Source organism: Paraburkholderia sp. 32, from assembly GCF_050435345.1.
Taxonomy (GTDB): Bacteria; Pseudomonadota; Gammaproteobacteria; order Burkholderiales; family Burkholderiaceae; genus Paraburkholderia; species Paraburkholderia tuberum.
This window is the reverse complement of record NZ_JBNDKD010000001.1, coordinates 422,768-446,460: the sequence shown is the minus strand read 5'-3', so window position 1 is coordinate 446,460 and position 23,693 is coordinate 422,768. Positions and strand designations below refer to the sequence as shown.

Annotated in this window: 21 protein-coding genes and 1 pseudogene; 17 read left to right on the top strand and 5 right to left on the bottom strand. The window is 62.8% G+C overall.

From position 1 onward, the window contains the following. Positions 1 to 176: 176 nt before the first annotated feature. Positions 177 to 1,241: a WD40/YVTN/BNR-like repeat-containing protein gene (locus OKW26_RS02050; protein WP_429352515.1), complete on the top strand. Its 1,065-nt coding sequence runs from the start codon at positions 177 to 179 to the stop codon at positions 1,239 to 1,241. A gap of 11 nt (positions 1,242 to 1,252) precedes the next feature. Then, positions 1,253 to 3,736, top strand: coding sequence for an efflux RND transporter permease subunit (locus OKW26_RS02045; RefSeq protein WP_429352514.1), 2,484 nt, complete (start codon positions 1,253 to 1,255; stop codon positions 3,734 to 3,736). A 128-nt stretch (positions 3,737 to 3,864) separates the two neighbouring features. Here the strand turns inward: OKW26_RS02045 and OKW26_RS02040 are convergent, their stop codons facing one another. Next, positions 3,865 to 4,647, bottom strand: coding sequence for an SDR family oxidoreductase (locus tag OKW26_RS02040; RefSeq protein ID WP_429352513.1), 783 nt, complete (start codon positions 4,645 to 4,647; stop codon positions 3,865 to 3,867). A gap of 31 nt (positions 4,648 to 4,678) precedes the next feature. Continuing rightward, complete coding sequence (locus OKW26_RS02035) at positions 4,679 to 5,689, bottom strand: zinc-dependent alcohol dehydrogenase family protein (RefSeq protein WP_184061948.1); 1,011 nt, start codon at positions 5,687 to 5,689, stop codon at positions 4,679 to 4,681. Between the two features lie 137 nt (positions 5,690 to 5,826). On the opposite strand from OKW26_RS02035, the gene OKW26_RS02030 reads away from it, so the two are divergent. The 15 genes and pseudogenes from OKW26_RS02030 (at position 5,827) to OKW26_RS01960 (ending at position 21,022) form a co-directional block, all read left to right on the top strand. After that, on the top strand, positions 5,827 to 6,576 hold the full coding sequence (locus tag OKW26_RS02030) for an electron transfer flavoprotein subunit beta/FixA family protein (protein WP_018425503.1): 750 nt from the start codon (positions 5,827 to 5,829) through the stop codon (positions 6,574 to 6,576). Between the two features lie 2 nt (positions 6,577 to 6,578). After that, positions 6,579 to 7,511 carry an electron transfer flavoprotein subunit alpha/FixB family protein gene (locus tag OKW26_RS02025; protein WP_429352512.1) on the top strand — a complete coding sequence of 311 codons (933 nt, stop codon included), beginning with the start codon at positions 6,579 to 6,581 and terminating at the stop codon, positions 7,509 to 7,511. 140 nt (positions 7,512 to 7,651) lie between these two features. Beyond that, positions 7,652 to 9,010: an aromatic ring-hydroxylating oxygenase subunit alpha gene (locus OKW26_RS02020; protein WP_429352511.1), complete on the top strand. Its 1,359-nt coding sequence runs from the start codon at positions 7,652 to 7,654 to the stop codon at positions 9,008 to 9,010. After that, positions 9,010 to 10,719: an FAD-binding protein gene (locus OKW26_RS02015; RefSeq protein WP_429352510.1), complete on the top strand. Its 1,710-nt coding sequence runs from the start codon at positions 9,010 to 9,012 to the stop codon at positions 10,717 to 10,719. The genes OKW26_RS02020 and OKW26_RS02015 overlap by 1 nt, the downstream gene beginning before the upstream one ends. A gap of 16 nt (positions 10,720 to 10,735) precedes the next feature. Further along, complete coding sequence (locus OKW26_RS02010; protein ID WP_429352509.1) at positions 10,736 to 11,722, top strand: thiamine pyrophosphate-dependent dehydrogenase E1 component subunit alpha; 987 nt, start codon at positions 10,736 to 10,738, stop codon at positions 11,720 to 11,722. Continuing rightward, a pseudogene (locus tag OKW26_RS02005) lies at positions 11,719 to 12,712 on the top strand (alpha-ketoacid dehydrogenase subunit beta). Before OKW26_RS02010 ends, OKW26_RS02005 begins: the two are co-directional and overlap by 4 nt. Positions 12,713 to 12,755: 43 nt before the next feature. Beyond that, positions 12,756 to 12,986 (top strand): biotin/lipoyl-containing protein, encoded by a 231-nt coding sequence (locus OKW26_RS02000; RefSeq protein ID WP_018425497.1) that lies wholly within the window; start codon positions 12,756 to 12,758, stop codon positions 12,984 to 12,986. Between the two features lie 51 nt (positions 12,987 to 13,037). Further along, positions 13,038 to 13,853, top strand: a complete 816-nt coding sequence (locus OKW26_RS01995; protein ID WP_429352508.1) for a 2-oxo acid dehydrogenase subunit E2 — start codon at positions 13,038 to 13,040, stop codon at positions 13,851 to 13,853. A gap of 33 nt (positions 13,854 to 13,886) precedes the next feature. Then, positions 13,887 to 15,419 (top strand): class I adenylate-forming enzyme family protein, encoded by a 1,533-nt coding sequence (locus OKW26_RS01990; protein WP_429352507.1) that lies wholly within the window; start codon positions 13,887 to 13,889, stop codon positions 15,417 to 15,419. 32 nt (positions 15,420 to 15,451) lie between these two features. Then, on the top strand, positions 15,452 to 16,345 hold the full coding sequence (locus tag OKW26_RS01985; protein ID WP_429352506.1) for a crotonase/enoyl-CoA hydratase family protein: 894 nt from the start codon (positions 15,452 to 15,454) through the stop codon (positions 16,343 to 16,345). A gap of 48 nt (positions 16,346 to 16,393) precedes the next feature. Further along, positions 16,394 to 17,173, top strand: a complete 780-nt coding sequence (locus OKW26_RS01980) for an enoyl-CoA hydratase/isomerase family protein (RefSeq protein ID WP_429352505.1) — start codon at positions 16,394 to 16,396, stop codon at positions 17,171 to 17,173. A 77-nt stretch (positions 17,174 to 17,250) separates the two neighbouring features. Continuing rightward, entirely contained in the window at positions 17,251 to 18,453 is a 1,203-nt protein-coding gene (locus tag OKW26_RS01975; protein WP_429352504.1) for an acyl-CoA dehydrogenase family protein, read from the top strand. A gap of 2 nt (positions 18,454 to 18,455) precedes the next feature. Continuing rightward, positions 18,456 to 19,598, top strand: a complete 1,143-nt coding sequence (locus tag OKW26_RS01970) for an acyl-CoA dehydrogenase family protein (RefSeq protein ID WP_429352503.1) — start codon at positions 18,456 to 18,458, stop codon at positions 19,596 to 19,598. A 15-nt stretch (positions 19,599 to 19,613) separates the two neighbouring features. Next, entirely contained in the window at positions 19,614 to 20,447 is an 834-nt protein-coding gene (locus OKW26_RS01965) for an SDR family oxidoreductase (protein ID WP_429352502.1), read from the top strand. Continuing rightward, on the top strand, positions 20,444 to 21,022 hold the full coding sequence (locus OKW26_RS01960; RefSeq protein WP_429352501.1) for a nuclear transport factor 2 family protein: 579 nt from the start codon (positions 20,444 to 20,446) through the stop codon (positions 21,020 to 21,022). Before OKW26_RS01965 ends, OKW26_RS01960 begins: the two co-directional genes overlap by 4 nt. 138 nt (positions 21,023 to 21,160) lie before the next feature. Here OKW26_RS01960 and OKW26_RS01955 read toward each other — a convergent pair whose 3' ends face one another. The 3 genes from OKW26_RS01955 to OKW26_RS01945 all read right to left on the bottom strand — a co-directional run bounded on the left by OKW26_RS01955 (position 21,161) and on the right by OKW26_RS01945 (position 23,691). After that, positions 21,161 to 21,481, bottom strand: a complete 321-nt coding sequence (locus OKW26_RS01955; RefSeq protein WP_184050275.1) for a 2Fe-2S iron-sulfur cluster-binding protein — start codon at positions 21,479 to 21,481, stop codon at positions 21,161 to 21,163. A gap of 31 nt (positions 21,482 to 21,512) precedes the next feature. Then, complete coding sequence (locus tag OKW26_RS01950; RefSeq protein ID WP_429352500.1) at positions 21,513 to 22,766, bottom strand: NAD(P)/FAD-dependent oxidoreductase; 1,254 nt, start codon at positions 22,764 to 22,766, stop codon at positions 21,513 to 21,515. A 100-nt stretch (positions 22,767 to 22,866) separates the two neighbouring features. After that, complete coding sequence (locus OKW26_RS01945; protein WP_429352499.1) at positions 22,867 to 23,691, bottom strand: TetR/AcrR family transcriptional regulator; 825 nt, start codon at positions 23,689 to 23,691, stop codon at positions 22,867 to 22,869. Positions 23,692 to 23,693: the final 2 nt, after the last annotated feature.

Here is a 23,693-nt window from a genome sequence, read left to right as displayed (position 1 = left end):
GCGCCGAGTTGAGGATGAGGTATTGAGTGATGCGTCCTGCCCGGCTTGCCTGGCGGGCACAAGGAAGGGCGCAGCACGTGCGCCGTGCCGGCTATGGCATGGCGCACAAAGAAGTTTTCATAAAAAGCTCAGAACTGTTCGCGTGATCGATCGCCAGTTACTGTGAAGGAGACACAATGCGCAAGACCCTGTTTCGTTGGCTGGCAATCGTCGCCGCGGCATGCGCCGCGAGCGGGTCGGTCTACGCCGAATTCGCCGACCCGATGCGCTCGCCCGCCGTCATCAACCCGCAGGCCGCGCATGAACCGCTGATGGCGCTGGCGCAGGCCGGACAGCGCCTGGTCGCGGTAGGTCCGCGCGGAGCAATCCTCGTATCGGACGACGCCGCCGTGCACTGGCGCCAGGTACAGGTGCCGGTGAGTTCCGATCTGGTGGCCGTTACGTTCAAGTCGGCCGCGCAGGGCTGGGCGGTCGGACACGACGGCGAGGTGCTCCATACCACCGACGGTGGCAATAGCTGGACGCGACAGCTCGACGGCCAGCAGGCGGCCAGGCTGATGAGCGAGTACTACGCGAAGCAACACGGCGATTCACCTGATCTCAAGGCATCGCGCGAAGAGGCCGAGCGCTTTGAAGCAGACCAGGGAGGCCGTCCGTTTCTCGACGTCTGGTTCGATGACGAGCGTTCCGGCTGGGTCATCGGTTCGTTCAACATCATTTTTCATACCGACGACGGCGGCAAGAGCTGGGTGCCCTGGTTCGATCGAGTTGACAATCCCAACGCACTGAATCTGCATGCGATGCGCCGCATCAACGGGACGCTTTATATCGCGGGCGAGCAGGGCTTGCTGCTCAGGCTCGATCCCGACAAGCAGCGTTTCGTCGCGGTGCCGACGCCTTCGAAGGGCAGCTTTTTCGGTCTCGCTTCGTCGGGCGACGCGCTGATCGTCTACGGTCTGCTCGGCAACGCGTATCGCTCCACCGACGGCGGCGCGACGTGGGACAAGATCACGCTGCCGACCGGCGCGAGCATTCTCGCTTCGGCTGAACTGCCGAACGGTCACCTTATTCTCGCGACCCAGGCGGGCGAGCTGCTCGAGAGCGTCGACCAGGGGGCAACGTTTCATACACTCGGCGCGAGCCAGCCGGGCGGCATCTTCGCCATGGCGCTGCGCGGCGACACCGCGGTGCTGGCCGGTGCGGCCGGCCTGTCGCGGATCGCATTGTCGAAGTTGCACTAGGGGGAGCAGACATGGCTGGCGGCAACAATGCCCAATTCGACAAGATGCCCGTGGTGGCGGATCTTGCCAGCTTCGATACGCGCTCGGGTAACGCGCTCGAGCGGTTGATCTTCAACCGGCGTCCGTGGCTCATCATCATCTGCGCGATCATCACGGCGGTGCTGGGATTTCAGGCGCTGCGGCTCGATGTGAATGCGAGCTTCGAGAAGATGATTCCGCTGTCGCATCCGTACATCAAAAACTACCTCGCCAACAAGGCGGATCTGAAAGGACTCGGCAATTCGCTGCGGATCGTCGTCGAGAATCCGTCGGGTGACATCTACGATCCGAAATATCTCGCGGCGCTGCGGCGTATCAACGACGCGTTGTTCCTGATTCCGGGCGTCGACCGGCCTGGCGTGAAGTCGCTCTGGATGCCGATCGTGCGCTGGAACGTGGTCACGGAGCGCGGCTTCGCAGGGGGACCGGTGATGCCGGACGGCTTCGACGCGTCCGCGCAGGCAGTCGAACAGCTGCGCACCAACGTTGCCCGCGCCAACATCGTGGGCAGCCTCGTGTCGAACGATCTGCATTCGAGCATGATCCAGCTGCCGCTGCTCGATCATTACGCCGATACCGGCAAGCCGCTCGACTACGCGAAGCTCTCGCACCGCATCGACGAGGTCATCAAAGCGGAGGGCCGCGGCGAGGTCCGGGTTCACGTGGTGGGCTTCGCGAAACTGATCGGCGACCTGATCGACGGACTCAAGCTGGTAGCGATGTACTTCGGCGTGGCCGCGGGGATCGCCCTCGTCGTGATCTTTCTCTATACGCGCTGCTATCGCAGCACGCTGCTGGTGGTGGGGTGTTCGCTGATTGCGGTGGTCTGGCAGCTCGGCATCATTCGCACGCTCGGCTATGTGCTGGACCCATACTCGGTGCTCGTACCGTTTCTCGTTTTCGCGATCGGCGTCTCGCACGGCGCGCAGAAGATGAACGGGATCACGCAGGACATCGGGCGTGGCACGCATCGCTACGTGGCGGCGCGCTACACGTTCCGGCGGCTTTTCCTCGCCGGTCTCACGGCGTTGCTCGCGGACGTGGTTGGCTTTGCCGTGCTGATGGTGATCGACATTCCGGTAATCAAGGATCTGGCATTTACCGCGAGCGTTGGCGTGGGCGTGCTGGTCTTCACCAACCTGCTGCTGCTGCCGGTACTACTGTCATATATTGGTGTGAGTCCGTCGGCTGCACGACGCAGCGTGCGTGGCGAGCAGAACGACGCGCGCGGCACCTCGTCGGCGGGCGCGTTGTGGAATCTGCTCGATCGCTTCACCGAGCGCCGCTGGGCCGTCGGTGCGATCGTTTGTGCGGCGGCGCTCACGGTGTTCGGCTGGTCGATCAGTCAGCACCTGCAGATCGGCGACCTCGATTCGGGCGCGCCGGAACTCAGGCCGGAGTCGCGTTATAACCTCGACAACGCGTACACCAACGCGCACTACGGTCTGTCGAGCGACCTGTTCGTCGTGATCGGCAAGTCGTCGCACGGCACCTGCGACGCCAACAACTTCCCGCTGGTGCTCGAGGCGGACCGGCTCGAAACCGCACTGCGGGGTGTGCCGGGGGTGCAGACCACCACCTCGGTCGGCGGTCTCGCGCGCTGGATGACGTCCGGGTTCTACGAGGGCTACCCGAAGTGGTACACGATCGACCGCGTGCCTTCGATCGTGAACAAGACGGTGTGGCAGATCCTGCTCGATCATCCTGATCTGCTGAGCCAGACCTGCGGCACCGCACCGGTCATCGCCTATCTGACCGATCACAAAGCGGCGACGCTGTCGCGCGTGATGGAGGCTGCAGAGGCATTCGCGAAAACCCATAGCGACGCCGATCATCAGTTCCTGATGGTGGCCGGGTCGGCGGGCATCGACGCGGTGACGAACGTCGTTGTTGCCAAGGCGAACCGCACGATGCTGTTGATGGTGTATGCAGCGGTGATCCTGCTGTGCTTCATCACGTTCCGCAGCTGGCGCGCGGTCGTGGTGGCGGTCGTGCCGCTCGGGATCACGTCGGTGCTGTGCGAGGCGCTGATGGTCAAGCTCGGCATCGGCGTGAAGGTGGCAACGCTGCCGGTGATCGCGCTGGGCGTGGGCATCGGCGTCGACTATGCGCTCTATCTGCTGAGTGTGCAGCTCGCGTATCAGCGCGCTGGGCAGCCGCTGCGTGTAGCCTATCGGCACGCGGTGCAGTTCACCGGGAAGGTCGTGGCGCTGGTCGGTGTGACGTTGGCTGCCGGCGTCATAACGTGGGCGTTCTCGCCGATCAAGTTCCAGGCCGATATGGGCATCCTGCTCACGTTCATGTTCCTGTGGAACATGATCGGCGCGCTGATCCTCATTCCGGCGCTGTCGCATTTCCTGCTGCAAGGCATTTCGCGTAAAGCAGTGGCGAAGGGCGGCGCCGCCGGTTCCACGAAGGTCGAGGCCTGTAGCGGTGAGGCAACGCTGCGGTCGTGACTGCGGAACGGGTGCCGCTCTTCGCGCGGCACCCTGGCAGGACAAAAGAATTGGCCCGCTATCTATGGAGATAGCGGGCCGGGTTGCCTGCAGGTCACGCGGCGCGTTGGGGCGAGCCACTCGTTGCGCTACACCACGGACATCGAGAAGCTCAGGATCTCCGAGACCCCGCCGTCGACCATCAGCATTTGCCCATTCATGTAGGAGCTCGCTTCGGAGGCGAGAAAAACCGCGACGCCGCCGAGTTCCTCGGGGTTCCCCCAGCGTCCCACCGAGATATGCGAACGCACGATTTCCTTCATCTGCGGGTTGGACGTGACGGGCTCGGCCATTTCGGTGAGAAAGTAGCCGGGGCAGATGCCGTTGCAACGAATGCCGTGTCGGCCCAGTTCCGCGCCGAGCGATTTCGTCAGTCCGGCAATCGCGTGCTTGCTGGCCACGTATGCCTGCAGCTTCTCGCGACCGAGCACCGACACATAAGACCCGACGTTGATGATGCGTCCGTGTCCGCGTTCGATCATCGGGCGCGCAACTTCCTGCGCGAGCACGTAGGCGGCCGTGACGTTGGTATCCATCGTTCTTTGCCACATGTCGAGGTTCGACTGCAGAAAATCACTCCACTCGCAAATGCCGGCATTGTTGAGCAGGACGTCGATGCGTCCGTGGCGTGCAAGGACGTTGCGAACGCCGTTTCTGATTGCGCCCTGATCGGTGAGGTCGAACGGTTCGATATCGACGTCGCCGCCCGCTTTACGAATCGATTCCGCAGCGGTTTCGAGGCTCGCGCGCGAACGCGCGCACAGTATCACCGTCGCACCCGCTGCCGCCAGCGCGTTAGCCATGGCGAAACCGAGGCCGCGCGACGCGCCGGTGACGAGCGCAATCTGTCCTTCCAGTGAAAAGAGTTTCATAGTCTGACTCCGTGGATCATGCGAAGGCTGGTTACCGGTGGCGAATGACGATCTTGCCGAAATGCTGCTGGCTTTCGAGGTGCCGCAGCGCATCCGGTACGCGCGCAAAGTCATAAACCGAGTCGATGACGGGCTTGAGCTTGTGCAGTCCGATCGCGCGGTTCATCGCTTCGAAATCCTGACGGGAGCCGACGCGGATCGGCGCGATCGACAGCCCGCGCGTGAAGAATCCTTCGCCGGGAGAAGGGGCGCCGGTCAGCAGTCCGACCACGCTGATGCGCCCGCTGTCGCGAGTGGCGGCAATGGACTTGCCGAAGGTTTGGGCGCCGCCCACCTCGACGACCAGATCGACCCCAAAGCCATCGGTCAGGCGCAGCACGGCGTCATCCCAATTCGGCGTGTCGCGGTAGTTGATCGTGGCGTCGGCGCCGAGTTCGGCAAGCCGTTTGAGCTTCGCTTCGCTCGACGAAGTCGCGATCACGCGCGCGCCGAACAGACGGGCGAGCTGCAGAGCGAACAGCGATACCCCGCCAGAGCCCTGTACGAGCACGGTTTGGCCCGGCAGCAGCGGCGCATGCTGGCACAGCGCGTTCCATGCGGTGAGCGCGGCGCAAGGCAGCGTTGCGGCCTCCTCGTCGGAAAGATGATCCGGAACGCTAACCAGTTCTTCCTCGCTCAGCACCGCCTTGTCGCGCAGCATGCCTTCGACGATAGCGCCGCGGCCCAGCGTATCCGCGTGTTGCGGGCGGGTGCCGCCGTGCCAGTTCTGCGCGAAATTGGCCATCACCCGGTCGCCGGGTCGGAAGCGCCGCACGCCTGGGCCGACGGCAAGCACGACGCCCGCGCCGTCCGAGGCCGGAATGAAGTTGGGCGCCATCCAGTCGCGATACGCACCGTTGATCAGCAGCAACTCGCGGAAATTCAACGAACTCGCATTGACCTGTACCAGGACCTGATGAGCGCCGGGCGGCGCCGGATCGGGTTCCTCGCGTAGTGCCAGACCCGCAATACCTTCAAACCGTTCACATCGATAGAGCTTCATTGGTCGTCTCCATGGTGTCGAACGAGGGCGTCGAATTGAGCGAAAAGCGACGTTCTCCTCATTCTTCTCGTTGACAGCTATAAAAAGATGAGTTCAGAATATAGAACATTGTTCAACAAAGCGTTCGGAGCGTCAAATTGAAAATACTGGTCGCGGTGAAGCGCGTGATCGACTACAACGTGAAACCTCGGGTGAAGTCCGATGGTTCGGGCGTCGATCTGGCCAACGTGAAGATGGCCATGAACCCATTCGATGAGATCGCGGTGGAGGAGGCGGTGCGCCTCAAGGAAGCGGGCGTAGCGAGTGAAGTCGTCGTGGTGTCGGCGGGAACCACGCAATCGCAGGAGGTGCTGCGCACGGCGCTCGCGATGGGGGCTGATCGCGCGGTGCTGGTGGAAAGCGATGCGGATCTGCAGCCGCTCGCGGTCGCCAAGCTGCTGGCCGCCGTGGCCGCGCGGGAAACTCCGCAACTGGTGCTGCTCGGCAAGCAGGCCATCGACAACGACGCGGGACAAACCGGCCAGAAGCTCGCCGCGTTGCTCGGCTGGCCGCAAGCCACGTTCGCGTTCAAGACGGAAGTGGACGGTCAACAACTACTCGTCACGCGTGAGATCGATGGCGGACTCGAACGTGTCGCGCTCGATCTGCCGGCGGTGGTCACGACGGACTTGCGTCTGAACAGTCCGCGCTACGTGACGCTGCCCAACATCATGAAAGCGAAGAAGAAGCCGCTGGAGACGCTGAGCCCCGACGCGCTGGGGGTCGACGTTGCACCTCGTCTGAAGGTTCTCGAAGTGACCGAGCCGCCGGCGCGTAAGGGCGGCGTGATGGTTCCCGATGTTGCAGCGCTGATTGAAAAGCTTCGTAACGAAGCGAAGGTGATCTGATCATGACTATTCTCGTTATCGCCGAACACGACAACGCAAGCCTCAAGCGCGCCACGCTCAACGCCATCACGGCGGCGGGCGCTGCGGGCGGCGACATTCATGTACTGGTCGCAGGCCACGGCGCGTCGGCGGTGGTAGAGCAGGCCGCGAACGTTGCCGGCGTCGCCGAAGTGCTCGTCGCGGATGCACCCGAATACGCGCATGGGCTGCCGGAAAATCTGGCCGCACTCGTCGTTTCGCTGGCTAGCGGTTATACGCACGTGATCGCGGCCTCCACGGCCGTGGGCAAGAACTTCATGCCGCGGCTAGCCGCGCTGCTCGACAGCGCGCAGATTTCCGACGTGATCGCTTTCAAGGCCCCCGATGTGTTCGTGCGTCCGATCTACGCCGGCAATGCACTCGCCACGGTCCAATCGTGCGACGCAATCAAGGTCGTCACGATTCGTCCGACCGCCTTCGATGCGGCCGCGACCGGTTCGGCCGCCGCGCCGTCGCGCGCCGTCGCATCCGCAGCGGCTTTCGACAAGGCCCGTTTCGTCGGCCAGGAACTGACGAAATCGAGCCGGCCGGAGCTTGCGGCAGCCAACATCGTGGTGTCGGGCGGCCGAGGCATGCAGAACGGCGACAACTTCAAACTGCTCGACGCGCTCGCGGACAAGCTTGGCGCCGCGGTCGGCGCGTCGCGCGCCGCGGTCGACGCCGGCTTCGTGCCGAACGACTATCAGGTCGGCCAGACCGGCAAGATCGTCGCGCCTCAGTTGTATATCGCGGTGGGTATCTCGGGCGCGATTCAGCACCTCGCCGGTATGAAGGACTCGAAAGTCATCGTCGCGATCAACAAGGACAGCGAGGCGCCGATCTTTCAGGTGGCCGACTACGGTCTGAGCGCCGACCTTTTCGACGCTGTCCCGGCAATGACCGCGGCGCTCGATTGACGTTCGCCCGGATTGACACCGACCAGAACGCTGTTCAAGATAATTGAACAGCTAGTTGCAATATGGCAGTCGACTGCGCGGCCGCCACATAAAAAGCCGGAACCGGTGCCTACGCCGGCCATATGACGAAGGAGATAACAATGGGTAACACCAGTCCCGATTCGAGTGAGCACACTGTCCGCCTCGATTTTGTCCCAAAGGACAGTTACCTGTCGAAGCAGTTTCTCGAGCGCGAGAAAGAGCGCCTCTGGCCGCGAATCTGGCAGGTCGCCTGCCGTCTGGAAGAGATTCCCAACGTGGGCGACTTCGTGACCTTCGACGTGGCCGGCGAATCGATCATCGTGGTGCGAACCGCGGGAGATCAGATCAAGGCCTTCTTCAACGTCTGCCAGCACCGTGGCCGGCGCCTGACTAATGGCTGTGGCAAGGCCGCGAAATTTCACTGCGCCTATCACGGCTGGCAGTGGAATCTGGATGGCAGTCTTGCGCGTGTGCTCGACAGGCAAGATTGGGAAGGTTGCCCGGACATGGCTGACGGGGACCTTCGTCTCACGGACGTGCTGGTCGATACGTGGGGCGGGTTCGTGTTCATCAATATGGATCCGGACGCAGAGCCGCTCGCGAAATTTCTCGACCCGGTGCCGGAGATCACGAACTGCTTCGAGTTCGAAAAGATGCGCTACCGCTGGTACAAGTCGATTCGTCTGCCGTGCAACTGGAAGGTTGCACTCGAAGCGTTCAACGAGGGTTATCACGTAGCGGCAACCCATCCGCAACTGCTCGACGTCGCCGGCGATGACGTGACGCGCAGTTTCTCCTATGGCCGCCATGGGATGTTTGGTTATTCGACGGCGACGCGGATGATCGGCGCGCCCTCGCCGCGAACCGGCAAGCCGATGCCGGAAGACGTACGCCAGGGGCTCGTGAACTTTTTCCGGGTAATGGAAGAGACTCTGAAGGCGATCAATACCGCGCGCGATTACGAAGCCGCGAAGCGCCTGATGACCGAAATGTCGCCGTCGGGTAACCAGTTCGAAGTCCTTGGCAAGGCGATGGAATTTCAGCGCGAGGCGGCCATCGCCGAGGGTGCGGGCTGGCCCGAGATCTCTTTCGAGCAACTGGGTCGCGCGGGAGCGGACTGGCACGTCTTTCCGAATCTGGTGTTCCTGCCGTACCCGGACGGCGCGTTGTTCTATCGCGCGCGGCCGGACGGCGACAACCCGGATTCGTGCATCTACGACATCTGGTCGCTGCAGCGCTTCGCGCCTGGGGCGGAGCCGCCGTTGAAGCGCGAGTTCTATTACGGCGTGGACGACTGGAAGGAGAACGCGCAGGAGAACTTCGGCCTGATCCTGTGGCAGGACTTCCAGAACATGACCAACGTTCAGCAGGGCATGAAGTCGCGCGGCTTCAAGGGTTTGCGCACCAATCCGCTGCAGGAATCGTCGGTTTCGAACTTCCATCGCGCGCTGCGCGAATTCATCGCGCGGGATGAGTGATGTCGACGAACTGGGACGCAACCTACGACTTCGTGGTGGTCGGCAGCGGCGGGGGTTCGATGTGTGCGGCGCTTGCCTGCAAGTCGGTCGGCAAAGAAGCACTGATCATCGAGAAGCAGGCGAAGGTCGGCGGCTCGACCGGATATTCGGGCGGGGTCTGGTGGCTTCCGAACAATCATGTGATGAAGCGTCACGGCGTCAGCGATTCCTATGAACGCGCACGCCAGTACTTCGATGCGGCGGTTACTTATCAAGGGCCGGGGACTTCTGACGCGCGACGCGAGGCTTACTTGCGCACCGGCCCGAAGATGGCCGAGTTTCTCGAGCAGCAGGGGATGCAGTTCGTGTACGCGGACGGCTGGTCCGATTACTACGACACGCTGCCCGGCGGCGAGCCGCGTGGCCGGTCGCTGCTGGCCAGGTTGTTCGACGTGAAGGAACTGGGCGAATGGGCGCCGCGTCTGTCGCGCTACAAGGGCCCGTCGATGCCGGCCAACTCCGACGAGTATCCGCAACTGTTTCTGATGAAGCGGACGTGGGGCGGCAAGCGCAAGGCGATGCAACTGGGTGGCCGGATGCTCTATCAGAAGATCACCGGCAAGGAACTCGTGGCCAACGGCGCGGCGATTCAGGGGCGCATGCTGCAGATGGCGCTGCGCGCGAACGTGCCGATCTGGACGGACACGCCGGTGCGCGAGTTCATCGTCGAGGACGGACGCGTGACCGGCATCGTCGCGGTACGCAGCGGCCGCGAGTTGCGCGTGCGCGCTCGCGAAGGCGTCCTGCTGAATACCGGCGGCTTTTCACACAACGCGGAAATGCGCCGCAGGTACCAGCCGCAGCCGTCGTCCGCGGACTGGACCAATGCGAATCCGGGCGATACCGGTGAAATCCTGCAAGCCGCGATTGCGCTCGGCGGCGCAGTGGACTGCATGGAGGAAGCGTGGTGGGTCGTGACGTCGCTCGGTCCCAACGAGGAACTGCCCGAAGGTGCACGCGCGCCGGATGGTTCGCCGCTGCCGTTCATGCATCACCTCGACCTGTCGCTGCCGTTTTCGATCATGGTCGATCAGGACGGCGAGCGCTTTTGCGACGAAGCGGGAGCGTACATGGAAATCGGTCAACGCATGTACCAGCGTCACAAGCAGACGGGTAAGGCCGTTCCCGCATGGGTCGTGATGGACAGCCGGCAGCGTAAGTACTACCCGTGGGGCACGGCGATGCCGGGCCAGATTCCGCAGAAGTGGCTCGACAGTGGATACATGATCAAGGCTGACACGCTCGAAGAACTGGCCGCGAAATGCAATATCGACCGTGCTGGACTGCTCGGGACCGTCAAGCGCTTCAACGACTTCTGCGAAACGGGCGTCGACGAAGATTACGGTCGCGGCTCGCGCGCATTCGATCGCTGTCATGGAGACCCGACCATCAAACCGAACCCCAATCTCGGGCCGATCGAGGAGGGGCCGTTCTACGCCGTGCGCATGTATCCAGGGGATGTGGGCACGGCAGGCGGTCTCGTGACCGACGAATACGGGCGCGTGCTGAAGGACGATGGTTCGCAAATCCCTGGGCTGTACGCCACCGGCAACTGCACGGCATCCGTGGTTGGCCGGTGTTATCCGGGCGCCGGCAGCAGCATCGGCGCATCGTTCGTGTTCGGTTACATCGCGGCGCTGCATGCGAGCGGCGCGCAAAAGATCTGGTGACACAGGAGAGTGACGAATGAATGCCTATCAGCCGCCCAGCAGCGAAATCCTGGTCGACATCTACAGGCGCATGGCTCTCATCAAGCAGAACGATGAGCGCTTTCGTGCCGTTATCAAGGCCGGCAAGCTGGTGATGCCGTACTACTCGCCGCGCGGCCAGGAAGTGATTCCGTCGGCGATGTCGGTGTGTCTCACCGACGACGACTACATCTGCACGATCTACCGCGGCGTCCACGACATGATCGCCAAAGGTGTGCCGCTCAAGGAACTCTGGGCCGAGCTCGGAGGGCGAGTGACGGGGACCTGCAAAGGCAAGGGCGGCCCGATGCACGTCACGCATCCCGCGTCGGGCGTCATGGTGACGACCGGCATTGTCGGCAGTTCGATGCCGATCGCAAATGGGCTTGCGCTCGCCGCGCAGATTCGTGGTGAATCGCGCGTGGCCGTGGCCTACTTCGGTGACGGCGCATCAAACATTGGCGCCTTCCACGAGTCGCTGAACATGGCGTCCGTGTGGAAGTTGCCGGTGATTTTCGTCTGCCAGAACAACGGCTATGCCGAGCACACCAAATACGCGTATGGCACGTCCGCGCCGAACATCGCCCAGCGCGCCGTCGCGTACCAGATGCCGGGCATCACGGTGAACGGCAACGATCCGATTCAGATGCACAAGGCGGCGCACGAAGCGGTCGAACGCGCGCGCAATGGCGGCGGCCCGACGCTGATCGAAGCGAACACGTTCCGCTTTCAGGGGCACGTGTTCGGCGACCCGGACGCCTATATGGACAAGCACGAAAAGGCCGCCTGGCTCGCGAAGGATCCGGTGCCGCTGTTCCGTCAGTGGCTCATCGATGCGAAGCATGCGACCGAGGAGCAACTGGTTGCGATGGAAGCCGAACACGAGGCGCAGATCGACGCCGCGGTCGAATTCACGCTGTCGAGCGAATATCCCGATGTCGCGGAGCTTCGGCGCGACATCTTCAAGGACGAGGTGCTTGCATGAGCCAGCAGCCAACCAACATCAACACCATCCAGGCGGTCAACTTCGCGCTCGACGACGCGATGGCCGCCGACGCCAACGTAATCGTGCTGGGTGAAGACGTTGCCGACGGCCAGGAGGGCGGCATTGTCGGCGTAACGAAGGGACTGTCGTCGAAATACGGCACGTCGCGGGTGCGTTCGACGCCGATTTCGGAGCAGGCCATCATCGGTGCGGCAATCGGCGCTTCGATGGTCGGGGATGCGTCCTGTGGCGGAAATCATGCTGATGAACTTCACGACCGTCGCGATGGACATGATCGTGAATCACGCCGCGAAGCTGCGGTTCATGTCGGGCGGACAGACCAATGTGCCGATCGTCATCCGCACCATGACGGGTGCGGGCTTCGGCACGGGTGGTCAGCACGCCGACTACCTCGAGGCCTGGTTTGCGCACGTTGCCGGCATCAAGGTCGTCACACCGTCGAATCCTGCCGATGCGTATGGCCTGATGCTGTCCTGCATCCGCGATGACGACCCCTGCCTTTTCATCGAGAACATGCCGACCTACTGGAATCCGGGCAGTGCGCCGGAGCGCGGCGTGGCGATTCCGCTTGGCAAAGCCAACGTGATTCGCGCGGGTACCGACGTGACGGTGATCAGCTACAGCCGCCGCGTGCAGGAAGCCATGGCTGCTGCCGAAGTGCTGGCGAAAGATGGTATCGCCTGCGAAGTGATCGATTTGCGCACCGTCTCTCCGTTGGATACCGAAACTATCCTGACTTCGGTTGCAAAAACCGGGCGCGCCGTTGTCGTGCACGAAGCCGTCAAACCGTTCGGCGTGGGTGCGGAAATCGCATCCCGTATCTACGAAGCCCTCTTTCGCGAGCTCAAGGCGCCCGTGCAGCGCGTAGGCGCGCAATTCTGCCCCGTGCCGTTCTCGAAGCCGCTCGAAGACGCGTTCGTACCGGGCGTGGCCGAAATCGAATCGGCGGTTCGCGCGACGCTGAAATGACCAGCACGAACACCCGGAATTCCATCATCAATAGAGCAAGGCCATGACCACACAAGTTCTGCTTCCCAAACTGGGCTTTTCCATGAACGAAGGCACGCTAGCCGAATGGCTGGCGGACGACGGCGCAACCGTGAGCGAAGGGCAGATTCTCTACGCGCTCGAAAGCGACAAATCGATTCAGGAGGTCGAGTCGCCCGCGTCGGGCACGCTGCGCATCGTTGCCCAGGTTGGCGAAGTGTATCCCGTCGGCACGGTGCTGGCGGAAATCGTCTGATTGGCCGTAGGCCGTCACGCTGTCCAACAGTCGTTCGAAGAGGCATCCGCGATGAGTGTCGAATCCGTTGCTACGCGACCGCAGTCCGATGTGAATACCGGCCCCGGCGAGGCTGCAGTCCCCGCTTTCGGCGCGAATCTGCCGCCTTGGCCGCAGGTCGATTTCGCCGAATTCGGCGAAGTGGAAGTCAAGCCGGTGTCGCGCATCCAGAAGCTCACAGGAGCCTTCCTGTCGCGCAACTGGCTGACGATCCCGCATGTGACCCACCACGACGACGCTGATATTACGTCGCTCGAAAGTTATCGCAAGGCCCGTAACGAGGCGAGCACGGCGGTTAAGCTGACGCCGCTCGTCTTCCTTATCAAAGCCGTGGTGCGGGCTTTGCAGGAGTTCCCGCAATTCAACGCGTCGCTCGACGGTGACGGCAAAAACATCGTTCTGAAGAAGTACTTCCACATCGGGGTCGCCGTGGACACGCGCTTCGGATTGCTGGTGCCGGTGCTGCGCGATTGCGACAGGAAGAGCGTCGAAGAACTCTCGGTGGAACTTGCAGCAATTTCGCAGAAGGCGCGCGAAAAGGGTTTATCGATGGCAGAGATGTCGGGCGGTTGCTTTTCGATCAGTTCGCTCGGCGGCTTTGGCGGTACTGGTTTTACGCCTATCGTCAATGCGCCGGAGGTGGCGATTCTCGGTGTGACTAAAACCCGGCTGGCAGCCGCGCCGGCGGACGACGGCGGCGTCAGCTGGCGCAAGATGCTGCCCCTGTCGCTCAGCTACGACCATCGAGTGATCAACGGAGCCGACGCGGCGCGGTTCGCCGCATTCATTGGAACCGTGTTGGCCGATCCGCAGACGCTCGCTGGCTAACAGTCGATCTGACAAAACAACGACAGGATTGAGATGAGAACCCTTGGCGAGATGATCGAGCGAAACGCTCGCTTGCATGCCGACCACACGGCGCTCGTGTACGCCGACCGGCGTCTGACGCACAGTCAGTTGGCGGAGCGCGCACGCCGCTTGTCGGGAGCGCTATATGAGCGCGGCCTGCGGCGTCAGGACCGGGTTGCGATCCTCGCGATGAATTGCGCGGAGTACTACGAGAGCTACCGTGCATGCGAGTGGGCCGGCTTCATTCTGGCAACCGTCAATTTCAGGCTGGCCCCCGCGGAGATTCTTTATATTCTTAAGGACGCGGCCCCAAAGGCGCTCGTATTCGAGGCTCAGTATGCCGATGTCGTGAACGGACTGCGTTCGCAACTGCCCGAAATCGAGCAGTACATCTGCATTGGCGACGCGCCGGAATGGGCCGTTTCGTTCGAGGCGGTGATGGAAGCCGGCCCAGTGGAAGGGCCGCCGATCCGTTCGAAACCGGAAGACTACGCGTACCTGATGTACACGAGCGGCACCACGGGGCGTCCCAAGGGCGTCGTGCGCACGCACCATGCCATGTGCGTCACCGCCGAAAGCTGCGCGCTGGTGACGGAGTTTTCGGGCAATACCCGCGTGCTACAGACGACGCCGGCGTTCCACGTCGGCGGAATTGGCTTCGTAAATTCGGTGGCCTGGATGGGCGGCACGACGGTCGTGCATCGCACCTTCGAGCCGAAGCAAATGCTCGAGACGATCGCCGAAGAACGCATCACCTTCACGTTCATGGTTGCCGCGATGCTTCAGGCGGTCCTCGATGTGCCCGAACTGTCGAGCTATGACGTGTCCAGCATCGAAAACATCGTCACGGCGGCAGCCCCGGTGCCTGCACCGTTGCTGTCGCGCGGCATTCAGGTGCTCGGCCCGGTGTTTTCGGTCCAGTACGGCATGACCGAGAGCAACGCCTGCTGGTTGCCTGCGCACGAGGTCAAGCCCAAAGGGTCCCCTGAACAGGTACGGCGTCTCGCATCGGTAGGGCGCCCGTGCCCCGGCATCGACCTGCGCATCGTCGACGATCACGGCAACGATCTGCCGCAAGGCCAGACCGGCGAGGTCTGGCTGCGCTCGCAGACGCAGTTGAGTGGCTACTGGAACAACAGCGTGGCGACGGTGGAAGCACTGCGCGATGGCTGGTATCGCTCGGGCGACATGGGCTACCAGGACGAGGAGGGCTACATTTTCCTCGTCGACCGCAAGAAGGACATGATCATTTCCGGCGGCGAGAACATCTACAGCCGTGAAGTCGAAGATGCGCTGCTCCAGCATCCGGCAGTCGTCGACGTGGCGGTGATCGGCGCGCCGCACGAGAAGTGGGGAGAGTGCGTCAAGGCGATCGTCGTGTTGCGCCGTGGCGAGCAAGCGGGCGAAGCCGAATTGATCGAGTTCTGTCGCGGCTTGATCGCGAGCTATAAATGTCCGAAAGCCATTGCATTCGTCGACGAATTGCCGAGGCTGCCGACGGGCAAGATCAGCAAGGTCAGTCTGCGCGCGCAGTTTGCCCGGTGAACGGCAATCGCCTCAATTGGAGGGAATCGACCATGGCCAAATGGCTGAAAACATCGGAGTACGTGAAGTTTGAAGTGGCGCAACGCGTTGCGCGCATCACGCTGAGTCGTCCGGACAAGCGCAACGCCATCAACAATCCGCTTCTGCAGGAACTCAAGGCGGCGTTGCTCGAAGCCGACGACCTCAAATCGGTGAACGTGATCGTACTGTCGGGAGCTGGCCGCGACTTCTGCGCAGGCTACGATCTGGTGACGACGTATTCGGATCGGGCCGCGGACGCCGCTGATCCGGGTGACTATCGTGGAACGATTCGCAGCTTCGACGACGACTGCTGGTCGATGGAGCGGCAGTCGGAGACGGTCAATCTGATGGCCGATATCCACAAGCCGATCATCGCGCAGGTGCATGGCAACTGTCTTGCGGGCGGCACGGATCTCGCGCTGGCGTGCGACATGGTGATCGCCGCCGACAACGCAAGGATCGGCTTTCCCGCCACGCGCGCGAACGGCTCGCCGCCTGCGCATATGTGGTTCTATCACGTCGGCCCGCAGTGGGCGAAGCGCCTGCTGCTGTCTGGCGACTCGCTGACGGGCCGCGATGCCGCGAAGATCGGGCTCGTGATGGATGCGGTGCCGGCAGAGCAGCTCGAAGCGGAGGTGGGCGAGTTGGCACGCCGTCTGTCGTTTGTCGATGCCGATCTGCTTGCGGCCAACAAGCGCATTGTCAACATCGGGCTGGAGCTGGCCGGTTCGCGCACGCTTCAGCGGCTCGCGGTGGAAAACGACTCGCGGGCTCACCAGAGCCTGGGGCCGCGCCGCGCGCAGTTCAAGGCGGACATGGAAGCGGTTGGCCTGAAGGAAGCGCTCAAGCGCCGCGACGAGCCGTTCGGCGACGGGATGATCCGCCTGCATGCTCGCGGCAGTTGACCAGACCGTCGAACGGACGAACCAAACTCAGACGAAGAGCCGAACATCATGGATGTTGAACTCACTTTGAACGGCGCGGTTGCGACGCTGTGTCTGAACCGCCCCGAGAAGCTCAACGCGCTGACGCCGGAAATGCTTGATCTGATTCTCGGCCACCTCGATCGCATCGAAAAGGATCCGGAGATTCGCGCGGTGATTCTCACTGGCGCAGGCCGCGCATTTTGCGCCGGTGCCGACATCAAGGGCAGCGGCGCCGCGCCACCGCAGATGAGCGTGGCGCACGCGCGCGCATCGATGGCGGTGTATCAGAAGATCGCGCTTCGGTTGTACAACCTGAACAAGCCAGTGGTCGCGGCGGTACGCGGGGTTGCCGTGGGAATTGCCTGGAGCTTTGCGCTGTGCGCGGACCAGCTCATCGTTTCCGATACGGCGCAGTTCATTCCCGCCTTCCTGATGCGCGCCACCTTACCGGAAGGCGGCATGGTGCATCTGCTTGCGCGTCATTGCGGCGAGTTTCGCGCCAAGGAAATCATGTATCTGAATCGCCGGCTGAGCGGCAAGGAAGCACTCGATATGGGTCTTGCCAGCCATCTCGTCGAGGACGGCGAGCTTGACGTGGCCGCCGAAAAGCTGGCTGGCGAGCTGGCGGCTGGCCCGACTTTCTCGCTCGGGCTGACCAAGCAGTTGTTCAGGTTGAACCCCGGTGGCATGGAAGAGTTTCTTGCGCAGGAACTGAACGCGGTGGCGCTCGCGGTGAACTCCGAGGACGCCGCGGAGGGCCGGCTCGCCGCGAGAGAAAAACGCGCCCCGGCTTTCAGAGGCCGCTAGGCGGAGCACCCGCACAAGCGCGGCGCAGTGGCGCGACAGAGCAGACAACGAGGGCGCAAGAGATTCAGGAGTCAGGCATGCATTTCGGCTATAGCGAGGAAGACGAATCATTTCGTCGGGAAGTCAGAACGTTTTTCAGTGAGCATGCGCCGGCCGACATTTCACGCCGCTGGCGTGTCGGCGTGCATCCGCCTGCGCGCGATGACATCCGCAGATGGCAGCGCATTCTGTACGAGCGCGGCTGGGGTGCGCCCCATTGGCCCGTCGAACATGGCGGCACCGGCTGGAGCGCGCTTCGCAAGCATATCTTCATGGAAGAGCTGTACAACGCCGATGCCATGGACTATGGGTGGCAGTCGACGCAGATGGTGGCGCCCGTCATCATCGCGTTCGGCTCGGACTGGCAGAGGCAGCGTTTTCTCGGGCCTATTCTGCGCGGCGACGAGTTCTGGTGCCAGGGCTTTTCGGAGCCGAACGCGGGCTCGGATCTGGCTGGACTGAAGACCACGGCCGTGCTCGACGGTGACGAGTACGTGATCAACGGCCAGAAGATCTGGACCAGCGACGCAACGATTGCCGATTGGGGCTTCTTCCTCGTCAAGACCGATACGAGCGTCAAGCCGCAACGAGGCATTTCCTTCCTGCTGGTCAACATGGACACACCGGGCATCACGGTGCGTCCGATCGTTTCGATCGAGGGCGGCAAGGGCCTGAATGAAGTGTTCCTCGAAAACGTGCGTGTGCCGAAGTCGCATCTCGTGGGCGAGGCCGGCATGGGATGGACCTATGCGAAGTACCTCCTCGAGAAGGAGCGCACGGCGAGCGCGTTCCTGTACTTCAACAAACGCGAGCTGCAGCGCGCGAAAGATATCGCGGAGCAGGAGCGGGAGGACGGCGTGCGGCTCATCGATACACCCGGGTTCGCGCGCAAGGTCGCGGAGGTCGAAGCTGACCTCATGGCGCTCGAATGGTCGGTGCTCCGCATCCTTGCGGAAGAGAAGAGCGAGCGCAATCTCGATGCGGTCGTCTCTGCGCTGAAGATCAGCGGGTCGGAGATGCAACAGCGCGTGACGCAACTGCAAATGGACGCACTCGGTCCCCGCGCGATGCGTTTCGACGACCACGGCGAGCCGCAGGGTGATCTGGCGGTCGACGAAAACTGGCCGGATTACATGGGCGGCCGCACGTCGGGCTATCTGATCGCTCGTGCTTCCACGATCTATGGCGGCGCGCGCGAAGTGCAGAAGAACATCATTGCCAAGCTGGCTTTTGGACTGTAGCCATGGACTTCAACTTCTCCGAAGAACAATCGATGCTGAAGGACGGCGCAGAGCGCTACGTTCAGCAGGAGTATGGATTCGAGGCGCGCACGCGCATTGCATCGGGGCAAGAGGGTTTCAGCCGCGAACATTGGCGCGCCTATGCCGAACTTGGCTGGCTCGGGCTGACGATGCCGGAAGACGTCGGCGGTCTCGGGTGCTCGTTCGTCGAAACGGCGATCGTGATGGAGGCGCTCGGCCGCGGTATGGCGCTCGAGCCGGTCGTGCAGACGGCGCTGCTTTGCGCCACGATCATCGAACGAGGCGATGCGCGGCGCCGGCGTGAGTCGCTGCTGCCCGCCGTCATCGACGGCACGCTGCTGCTGTCGCTCGCGGACAGCGAAGCGGGAAGCCGGTACAAGCTGGGATGCCACGCGCAAACGCACGCGCTCAAGAGCGCCTCGGGTTACCTGATCAGCGGCGCGAAGACGCTGGTGATCGCCGGCGCGTCGGCGGACCAGCTGCTCGTGACCGCGCGAGTCGAAGGCGCGTCGCAAGGCGTGGGCGTTTTTCTTGTCGATCGCCGGGCCGCGGGCGTAACGTGCCGGTCGTACCGCTTGCTCGATGGATCGCGTGCCGCGGATATCGACCTGCATAACGTCGAGCTCAGTGAAGATGCATTGATCGTCGGACCTGAACGCTCGCTGCAGGTGCTCACGCAGGCAACGGAACTCGCCAGTCTCGCGAGCGTGGCCGAGAGCCTTGGCATGATGGAAGCCGTGATGGCGATCACCTCGGAGTACATCAAGGGACGCTCGCAGTTCGGCCAGCCGATCGGCAAGTTCCAGGCGTTGCAGCATCGCATGGCTGAGATGTTCGTTGCCACGCAGGAAGCGCGCTCGATGCTGTACTGCGGGATCGCGCACCTGAACGGCCCGGCGGCCGAACGCAGCCGCGTCATCTCGGCGGCCAAAGCCGTTGCCGCGCGCGCCAATCGCTTCGTTTGCGCGCAGGGCATCCAGTTGCACGGTGGCATGGGGCTCACCGAGGAATATCCGGTAGGGCACTACTTCCGCAAGATGACGATGATGGAGAAGATGTTCGGCGATATCGACTTTCATCTCGACCGCGTTGCAGCAGGCGGCCGGACACCGATAACGGCCTGAGACAGGGAGCAGATCATGCAACGCGTGAAGCAAAAGATTGCCATCGTGACCGGGGCCGCATCCGGTATCGGCGCTGCCTGTGCCGCCATGCTCGCGCAGGAGGGCGCCTTGCTCGTCGTGGCGGACCTGAATCTCGAAGGCGCGCAGGAACAGGTTCGTCGTATTAACGAAGCGGGGGGCCACGCGGTCCCGGCGCAGGTCGATATCGGCGACGAAAGTTCGATCGATGCATTGTTCGATCTGACGCTCGAGACTTGGGGCGGGCTCGATATCCTGCATAACAACGCCGCGGCCACATCGCTTTCCAGTACGGTCGATGCGGCAGTCGAGGCACTCGACGTCGGCGTCTGGGACGACACGATGCGCATCAATCTTCGCGGCACCATGCTGGCCTCGCGGTGCGCGCTGCCGCTGATGCGCGCACGAGGCGGCGGTTCGATTATCAATACCTCTTCCGGTGCCGCTCAGGCGGGCGCGCTGGGGTACAGCGCGTACGGTGTCTGCAAGGCCGGTATCGAGGCGCTGACGCGCTACGTCGCCGCGCAGCACGGCAAGGAGGGGATACGCTGCAACGCGATCGCTCCGGGCCTGATCGTCACGCCGGTGACCCAGGCGTACTACGCGGGGGTCACCGGAGAGATGATGCTGAGCCACCATCTCACGCCTCGCCTCGGGCAGCCCGAAGACATTGCACACGCGGTGGTGTACCTCGCTTCGGATGAGGCGGCGTTCGTCACGGGCCAGGTGTTCAACGTCGATGGCGGACTTCTTTCACACCAGCCTTACTATGCCGACGAAATCCGCGCGCGCCCGGCCGCGATGGCCAACGCTACGAAGGGGAAGGCATGACGACGGATTCAGCGCTGCTCGCGCGTATCGAGCGCATCGAGGCGCAGCTCGCCATCCAGCAGTTGCCCGTCCGATACGCGCTCGCGGTCGATTCGCGCGATCTGGACAGCCTGGTGCAACTGTTCGCCGAAGACGTCGATTGCGGCCGATGGGGCGTCGGGCGCGCGGCATTGAAGACGTTCTACGGGTCCGAGCATATTCTGCGCGGCTTTTATCGCAGCATTCACCAGATCTGCGGCCACGTCGTCGATTTCATCGATGCCGACCATGCGACGGGAAGCGTCTATTGTCGCGCGGAGCACGAGGACAACGGAGCGTGGGTGGTGATGGCGATCTGCTACTTCGATCACTATGTGCGGCGCGACGGGCAGTGGTGCTTCGAGCGTCGCGACGAACAGCATTGGTATTCGACGGACTGGCTCGCTCGCCCCGGTGCGCCGCGCTTGCAGAACTGGCCCGGCAAGTATGAAGGCGATCGGTATCAGCCGCGTCTTCCGCAAGGATTTCCGACGTGGGCGGCGTTCTGGAGCAACAGCGAACAGCCCGCGATCGACGCGTTGACGAAAGCGCCGTAAGCGCGGTCTCGTCTTCGGCTCCTGGCCCCGCCACGTAGCCATTCGTGGGACGGGCGAGGAATGCAAGGAGTGAGGTCCGCGCAAACTTTCGCATCGTGGTAATCAGCGTCGTGCGGCAGGCCTCTGTGCCCATTGCGCTTACGCCGTCAGATCGGGCAGACGCACCACCAGCCCGTCCAGTTCCGGCGTCATGAAGATCTGGCATGTCAGACGGCTGTTTTCGCGCACGTCCATCGCGCAGGTGAGCATGTCGACTTCATAGGATTCCGCCGCTGGCATGTGGCTGCTCCAGGCGTCGTCGACATACGCGTGACAGGTTGCGCAGCTGCAGCTGCCGCCGCAATCGCCGAGAATGCCTGGGATCTGATTGTTCACCGCTGTTTGCATGACTGAATCGCCAACGTTGGCGCTTACGGCGGCCTCGCTGCCGTCCGGCTGGATGAATCGAATGAGCGGCATGGCTTGTGAACCTCATGAAAAATGAATTGGACTAGGGAAGCAGACTTTTCAACGGGATCGATTCGTTGGCGAGATCGGCGGCGCGGACCGGAATTTTCTCGGCAACGAAACGCTTGGCCAGCACGAATTCGGGTACACGGCTGACCGTATCGGCTGCGAGCATGACGCCGTCCTTGAGATAAAACGCCGAGAAAGAGCGGGCTTTGGGATCGCCGCGCAGGACGAACTCGTCGTAGCCGAGGGACAAGCCGACCATCTTGAGCTTCAGATCGTATTGGTCGGACCAGAACCACGGCACGCTGTTGTAGACACGCTCCTTGCCGCACAACGACGCAGCGGCGGTGCGGGCCTGCTCCAGCGCGTTAGGGACCGACTCGAGACGCAGGCGGCGTCCAAGGGAAGGGTTGGGGTGGTTGGTGCAATCCCCGACCGCAAAAATGTCGGGGTCGGACGTGCGCGTGTGTTCGTCGACCATGATGCCGTTGTCGACAGCAAGGCCGGCCGCTTGCGCGAGTTCGGTGGCGGGCTCCAGTCCCACGCCGACGATGACGAGATCCGCGGCGACGCGCGTGCCGTCCGCGCAGCACACGGCGGCAACGGCGTCGCCGGATGCGTCGAGTTCGAACCCACTCACGATCGCGTCGGTACGGATGTCGACTCCGGCTTCGCGGTGAACTTCCTCGTAGAACCTGGAAAGCTCGGGAGCCGTGACGCGCGCGAGGACGCGCGGCAACGCTTCGAGCACGGTGACGCGCAAGCCGCGCTTCACGGCTACCGCGGCCACTTCCAGCCCGATATATCCACCGCCGATGATCACGAGGCGCGAGCCGGCATGAAACTGGTTTCGAATGCGCGCGACGTGATCGAGCGTGCGAAGGTAGTGAAAATTCTGCAGCTTCTCGGTCGCTTCGATACCCGGCAACGCGAGGCGCCGCGCGCGGCCGCCGGTGGCCAGAACCAGTTTCGTATAGCTGATTTCGCTGCCGTTGGACAGCGTGACCCGTTTCGCATCACGGTCGATGTGCTGCGCGCGCGTGTTCGGGATGAACTCGACACGCGCTTTGTCGTACGTCGACAGCGGTTTCAGGTACAGCTGCTCGGCGGTCGATTCGCCCGACAGGAATGCCTTGGAGAGCGGCGGCCGTTGGTAGGGCAAATGCGGTTCCTCTCCCACCATCACGATGCGTCCCGTCCATCCCTGTTCTCGGATCGCGGTCGCGCATTCTCCTGCTGCATGACCCGCCCCGACGATCAGCGCGATGTTCTCTGCGTCTCCAGCTGTCATGAGGCTAACTCCATCTCGCACGGCCGCAGGCTCGCTGCTGCCACAGTAAGTCTGAATAATGTTCTAAATTGTGAACGACGGTCGCTGCGACTGTCAATGCTCATGAACCCCGTTGGGCCGAGGCGGAGCTGACCATCGCCTCGATGCCGCCAACCGCGAAACGAATCAGATAGGTGCGCATGCGCTCGATATGTGCTGTCGTAAGTGCCTTGGCTCCGGAGCGCGCTTCCTGCGCGTAAAGCTCGTTGAGCACGAGATGAAACACGGACTCGACGAAATGCTGCACCAGTTCGACGGTCTCCCGCGTGACGCGGGGAAGTGCCTTGGCGAAGGCGTCACGGTAGCGCGCGGCCGCAGGCGCGTATTGGTCATAAAACGGCGCCGTGAGATCGGGGCGCTCCAGAAGACAGCCAATCTGGGTTAGCAGGCGCAAGTAATTTCGCCACCCCGGATCGCCGCTCTTCAGATGCGCGAAGGCCGGTGCGGAAAGTGCGGTCACGATTGCTTCCACGTCGGGGCGCTTGCCTTGCAGCGGTGCCAGTTCGGCCTCGAGCGATTCGATGACCTGCCGGCTGATCACCGCGGCGCGACGGCCGATCGCCTGCTGAAACAGCGCGTCTTTGCTGCCGAAGTGGTACCGCGCGAGGCTCAGCTCCATGCCACAGCTCTGCATGATGTCGCGAATCGACGTGCCGAAGTAGCCGTGCATAGCGAACAGCCGCTCGGCCGTATCGAGAATGCGCTCTGGCGTCGTGCTGCGCGCCGCGGCACGCGGCACATTGATGGCAGTCGCCCGTCTGCTGGCGGCGTGCGTGGTGCTGGACGGCATGGTTTCCCTTTGATGGCGGGCGCGAGCCAGAAAGCGCGCAACATCCCCTTCCGTGAATGATAAATCGATCTTGCACACTTGTGCAAAATAGAACATAG

Coding starts and splice junctions, on each gene's coding strand:
- OKW26_RS02050 (WP_429352515.1), top strand. CDS start 177: ATGCGCAAGACCCTGTTTCGTTGGCTGGCAATCGTCGCCGCGGCATGC.
- OKW26_RS02045 (WP_429352514.1), top strand. CDS start 1,253: ATGGCTGGCGGCAACAATGCCCAATTCGACAAGATGCCCGTGGTGGCG.
- OKW26_RS02040 (WP_429352513.1), bottom strand. CDS start 4,647: ATGAAACTCTTTTCACTGGAAGGACAGATTGCGCTCGTCACCGGCGCG.
- OKW26_RS02035 (WP_184061948.1), bottom strand. CDS start 5,689: ATGAAGCTCTATCGATGTGAACGGTTTGAAGGTATTGCGGGTCTGGCA.
- OKW26_RS02025 (WP_429352512.1), top strand. CDS start 6,579: ATGACTATTCTCGTTATCGCCGAACACGACAACGCAAGCCTCAAGCGC.
- OKW26_RS02020 (WP_429352511.1), top strand. CDS start 7,652: ATGGGTAACACCAGTCCCGATTCGAGTGAGCACACTGTCCGCCTCGAT.
- OKW26_RS02015 (WP_429352510.1), top strand. CDS start 9,010: ATGTCGACGAACTGGGACGCAACCTACGACTTCGTGGTGGTCGGCAGC.
- OKW26_RS02010 (WP_429352509.1), top strand. CDS start 10,736: ATGAATGCCTATCAGCCGCCCAGCAGCGAAATCCTGGTCGACATCTAC.
- OKW26_RS02000 (WP_018425497.1), top strand. CDS start 12,756: ATGACCACACAAGTTCTGCTTCCCAAACTGGGCTTTTCCATGAACGAA.
- OKW26_RS01995 (WP_429352508.1), top strand. CDS start 13,038: ATGAGTGTCGAATCCGTTGCTACGCGACCGCAGTCCGATGTGAATACC.
- OKW26_RS01990 (WP_429352507.1), top strand. CDS start 13,887: ATGAGAACCCTTGGCGAGATGATCGAGCGAAACGCTCGCTTGCATGCC.
- OKW26_RS01985 (WP_429352506.1), top strand. CDS start 15,452: ATGGCCAAATGGCTGAAAACATCGGAGTACGTGAAGTTTGAAGTGGCG.
- OKW26_RS01980 (WP_429352505.1), top strand. CDS start 16,394: ATGGATGTTGAACTCACTTTGAACGGCGCGGTTGCGACGCTGTGTCTG.
- OKW26_RS01975 (WP_429352504.1), top strand. CDS start 17,251: ATGCATTTCGGCTATAGCGAGGAAGACGAATCATTTCGTCGGGAAGTC.
- OKW26_RS01970 (WP_429352503.1), top strand. CDS start 18,456: ATGGACTTCAACTTCTCCGAAGAACAATCGATGCTGAAGGACGGCGCA.
- OKW26_RS01965 (WP_429352502.1), top strand. CDS start 19,614: ATGCAACGCGTGAAGCAAAAGATTGCCATCGTGACCGGGGCCGCATCC.
- OKW26_RS01960 (WP_429352501.1), top strand. CDS start 20,444: ATGACGACGGATTCAGCGCTGCTCGCGCGTATCGAGCGCATCGAGGCG.
- OKW26_RS01955 (WP_184050275.1), bottom strand. CDS start 21,481: ATGCCGCTCATTCGATTCATCCAGCCGGACGGCAGCGAGGCCGCCGTA.
- OKW26_RS01950 (WP_429352500.1), bottom strand. CDS start 22,766: ATGACAGCTGGAGACGCAGAGAACATCGCGCTGATCGTCGGGGCGGGT.
- OKW26_RS01945 (WP_429352499.1), bottom strand. CDS start 23,691: ATGTTCTATTTTGCACAAGTGTGCAAGATCGATTTATCATTCACGGAA.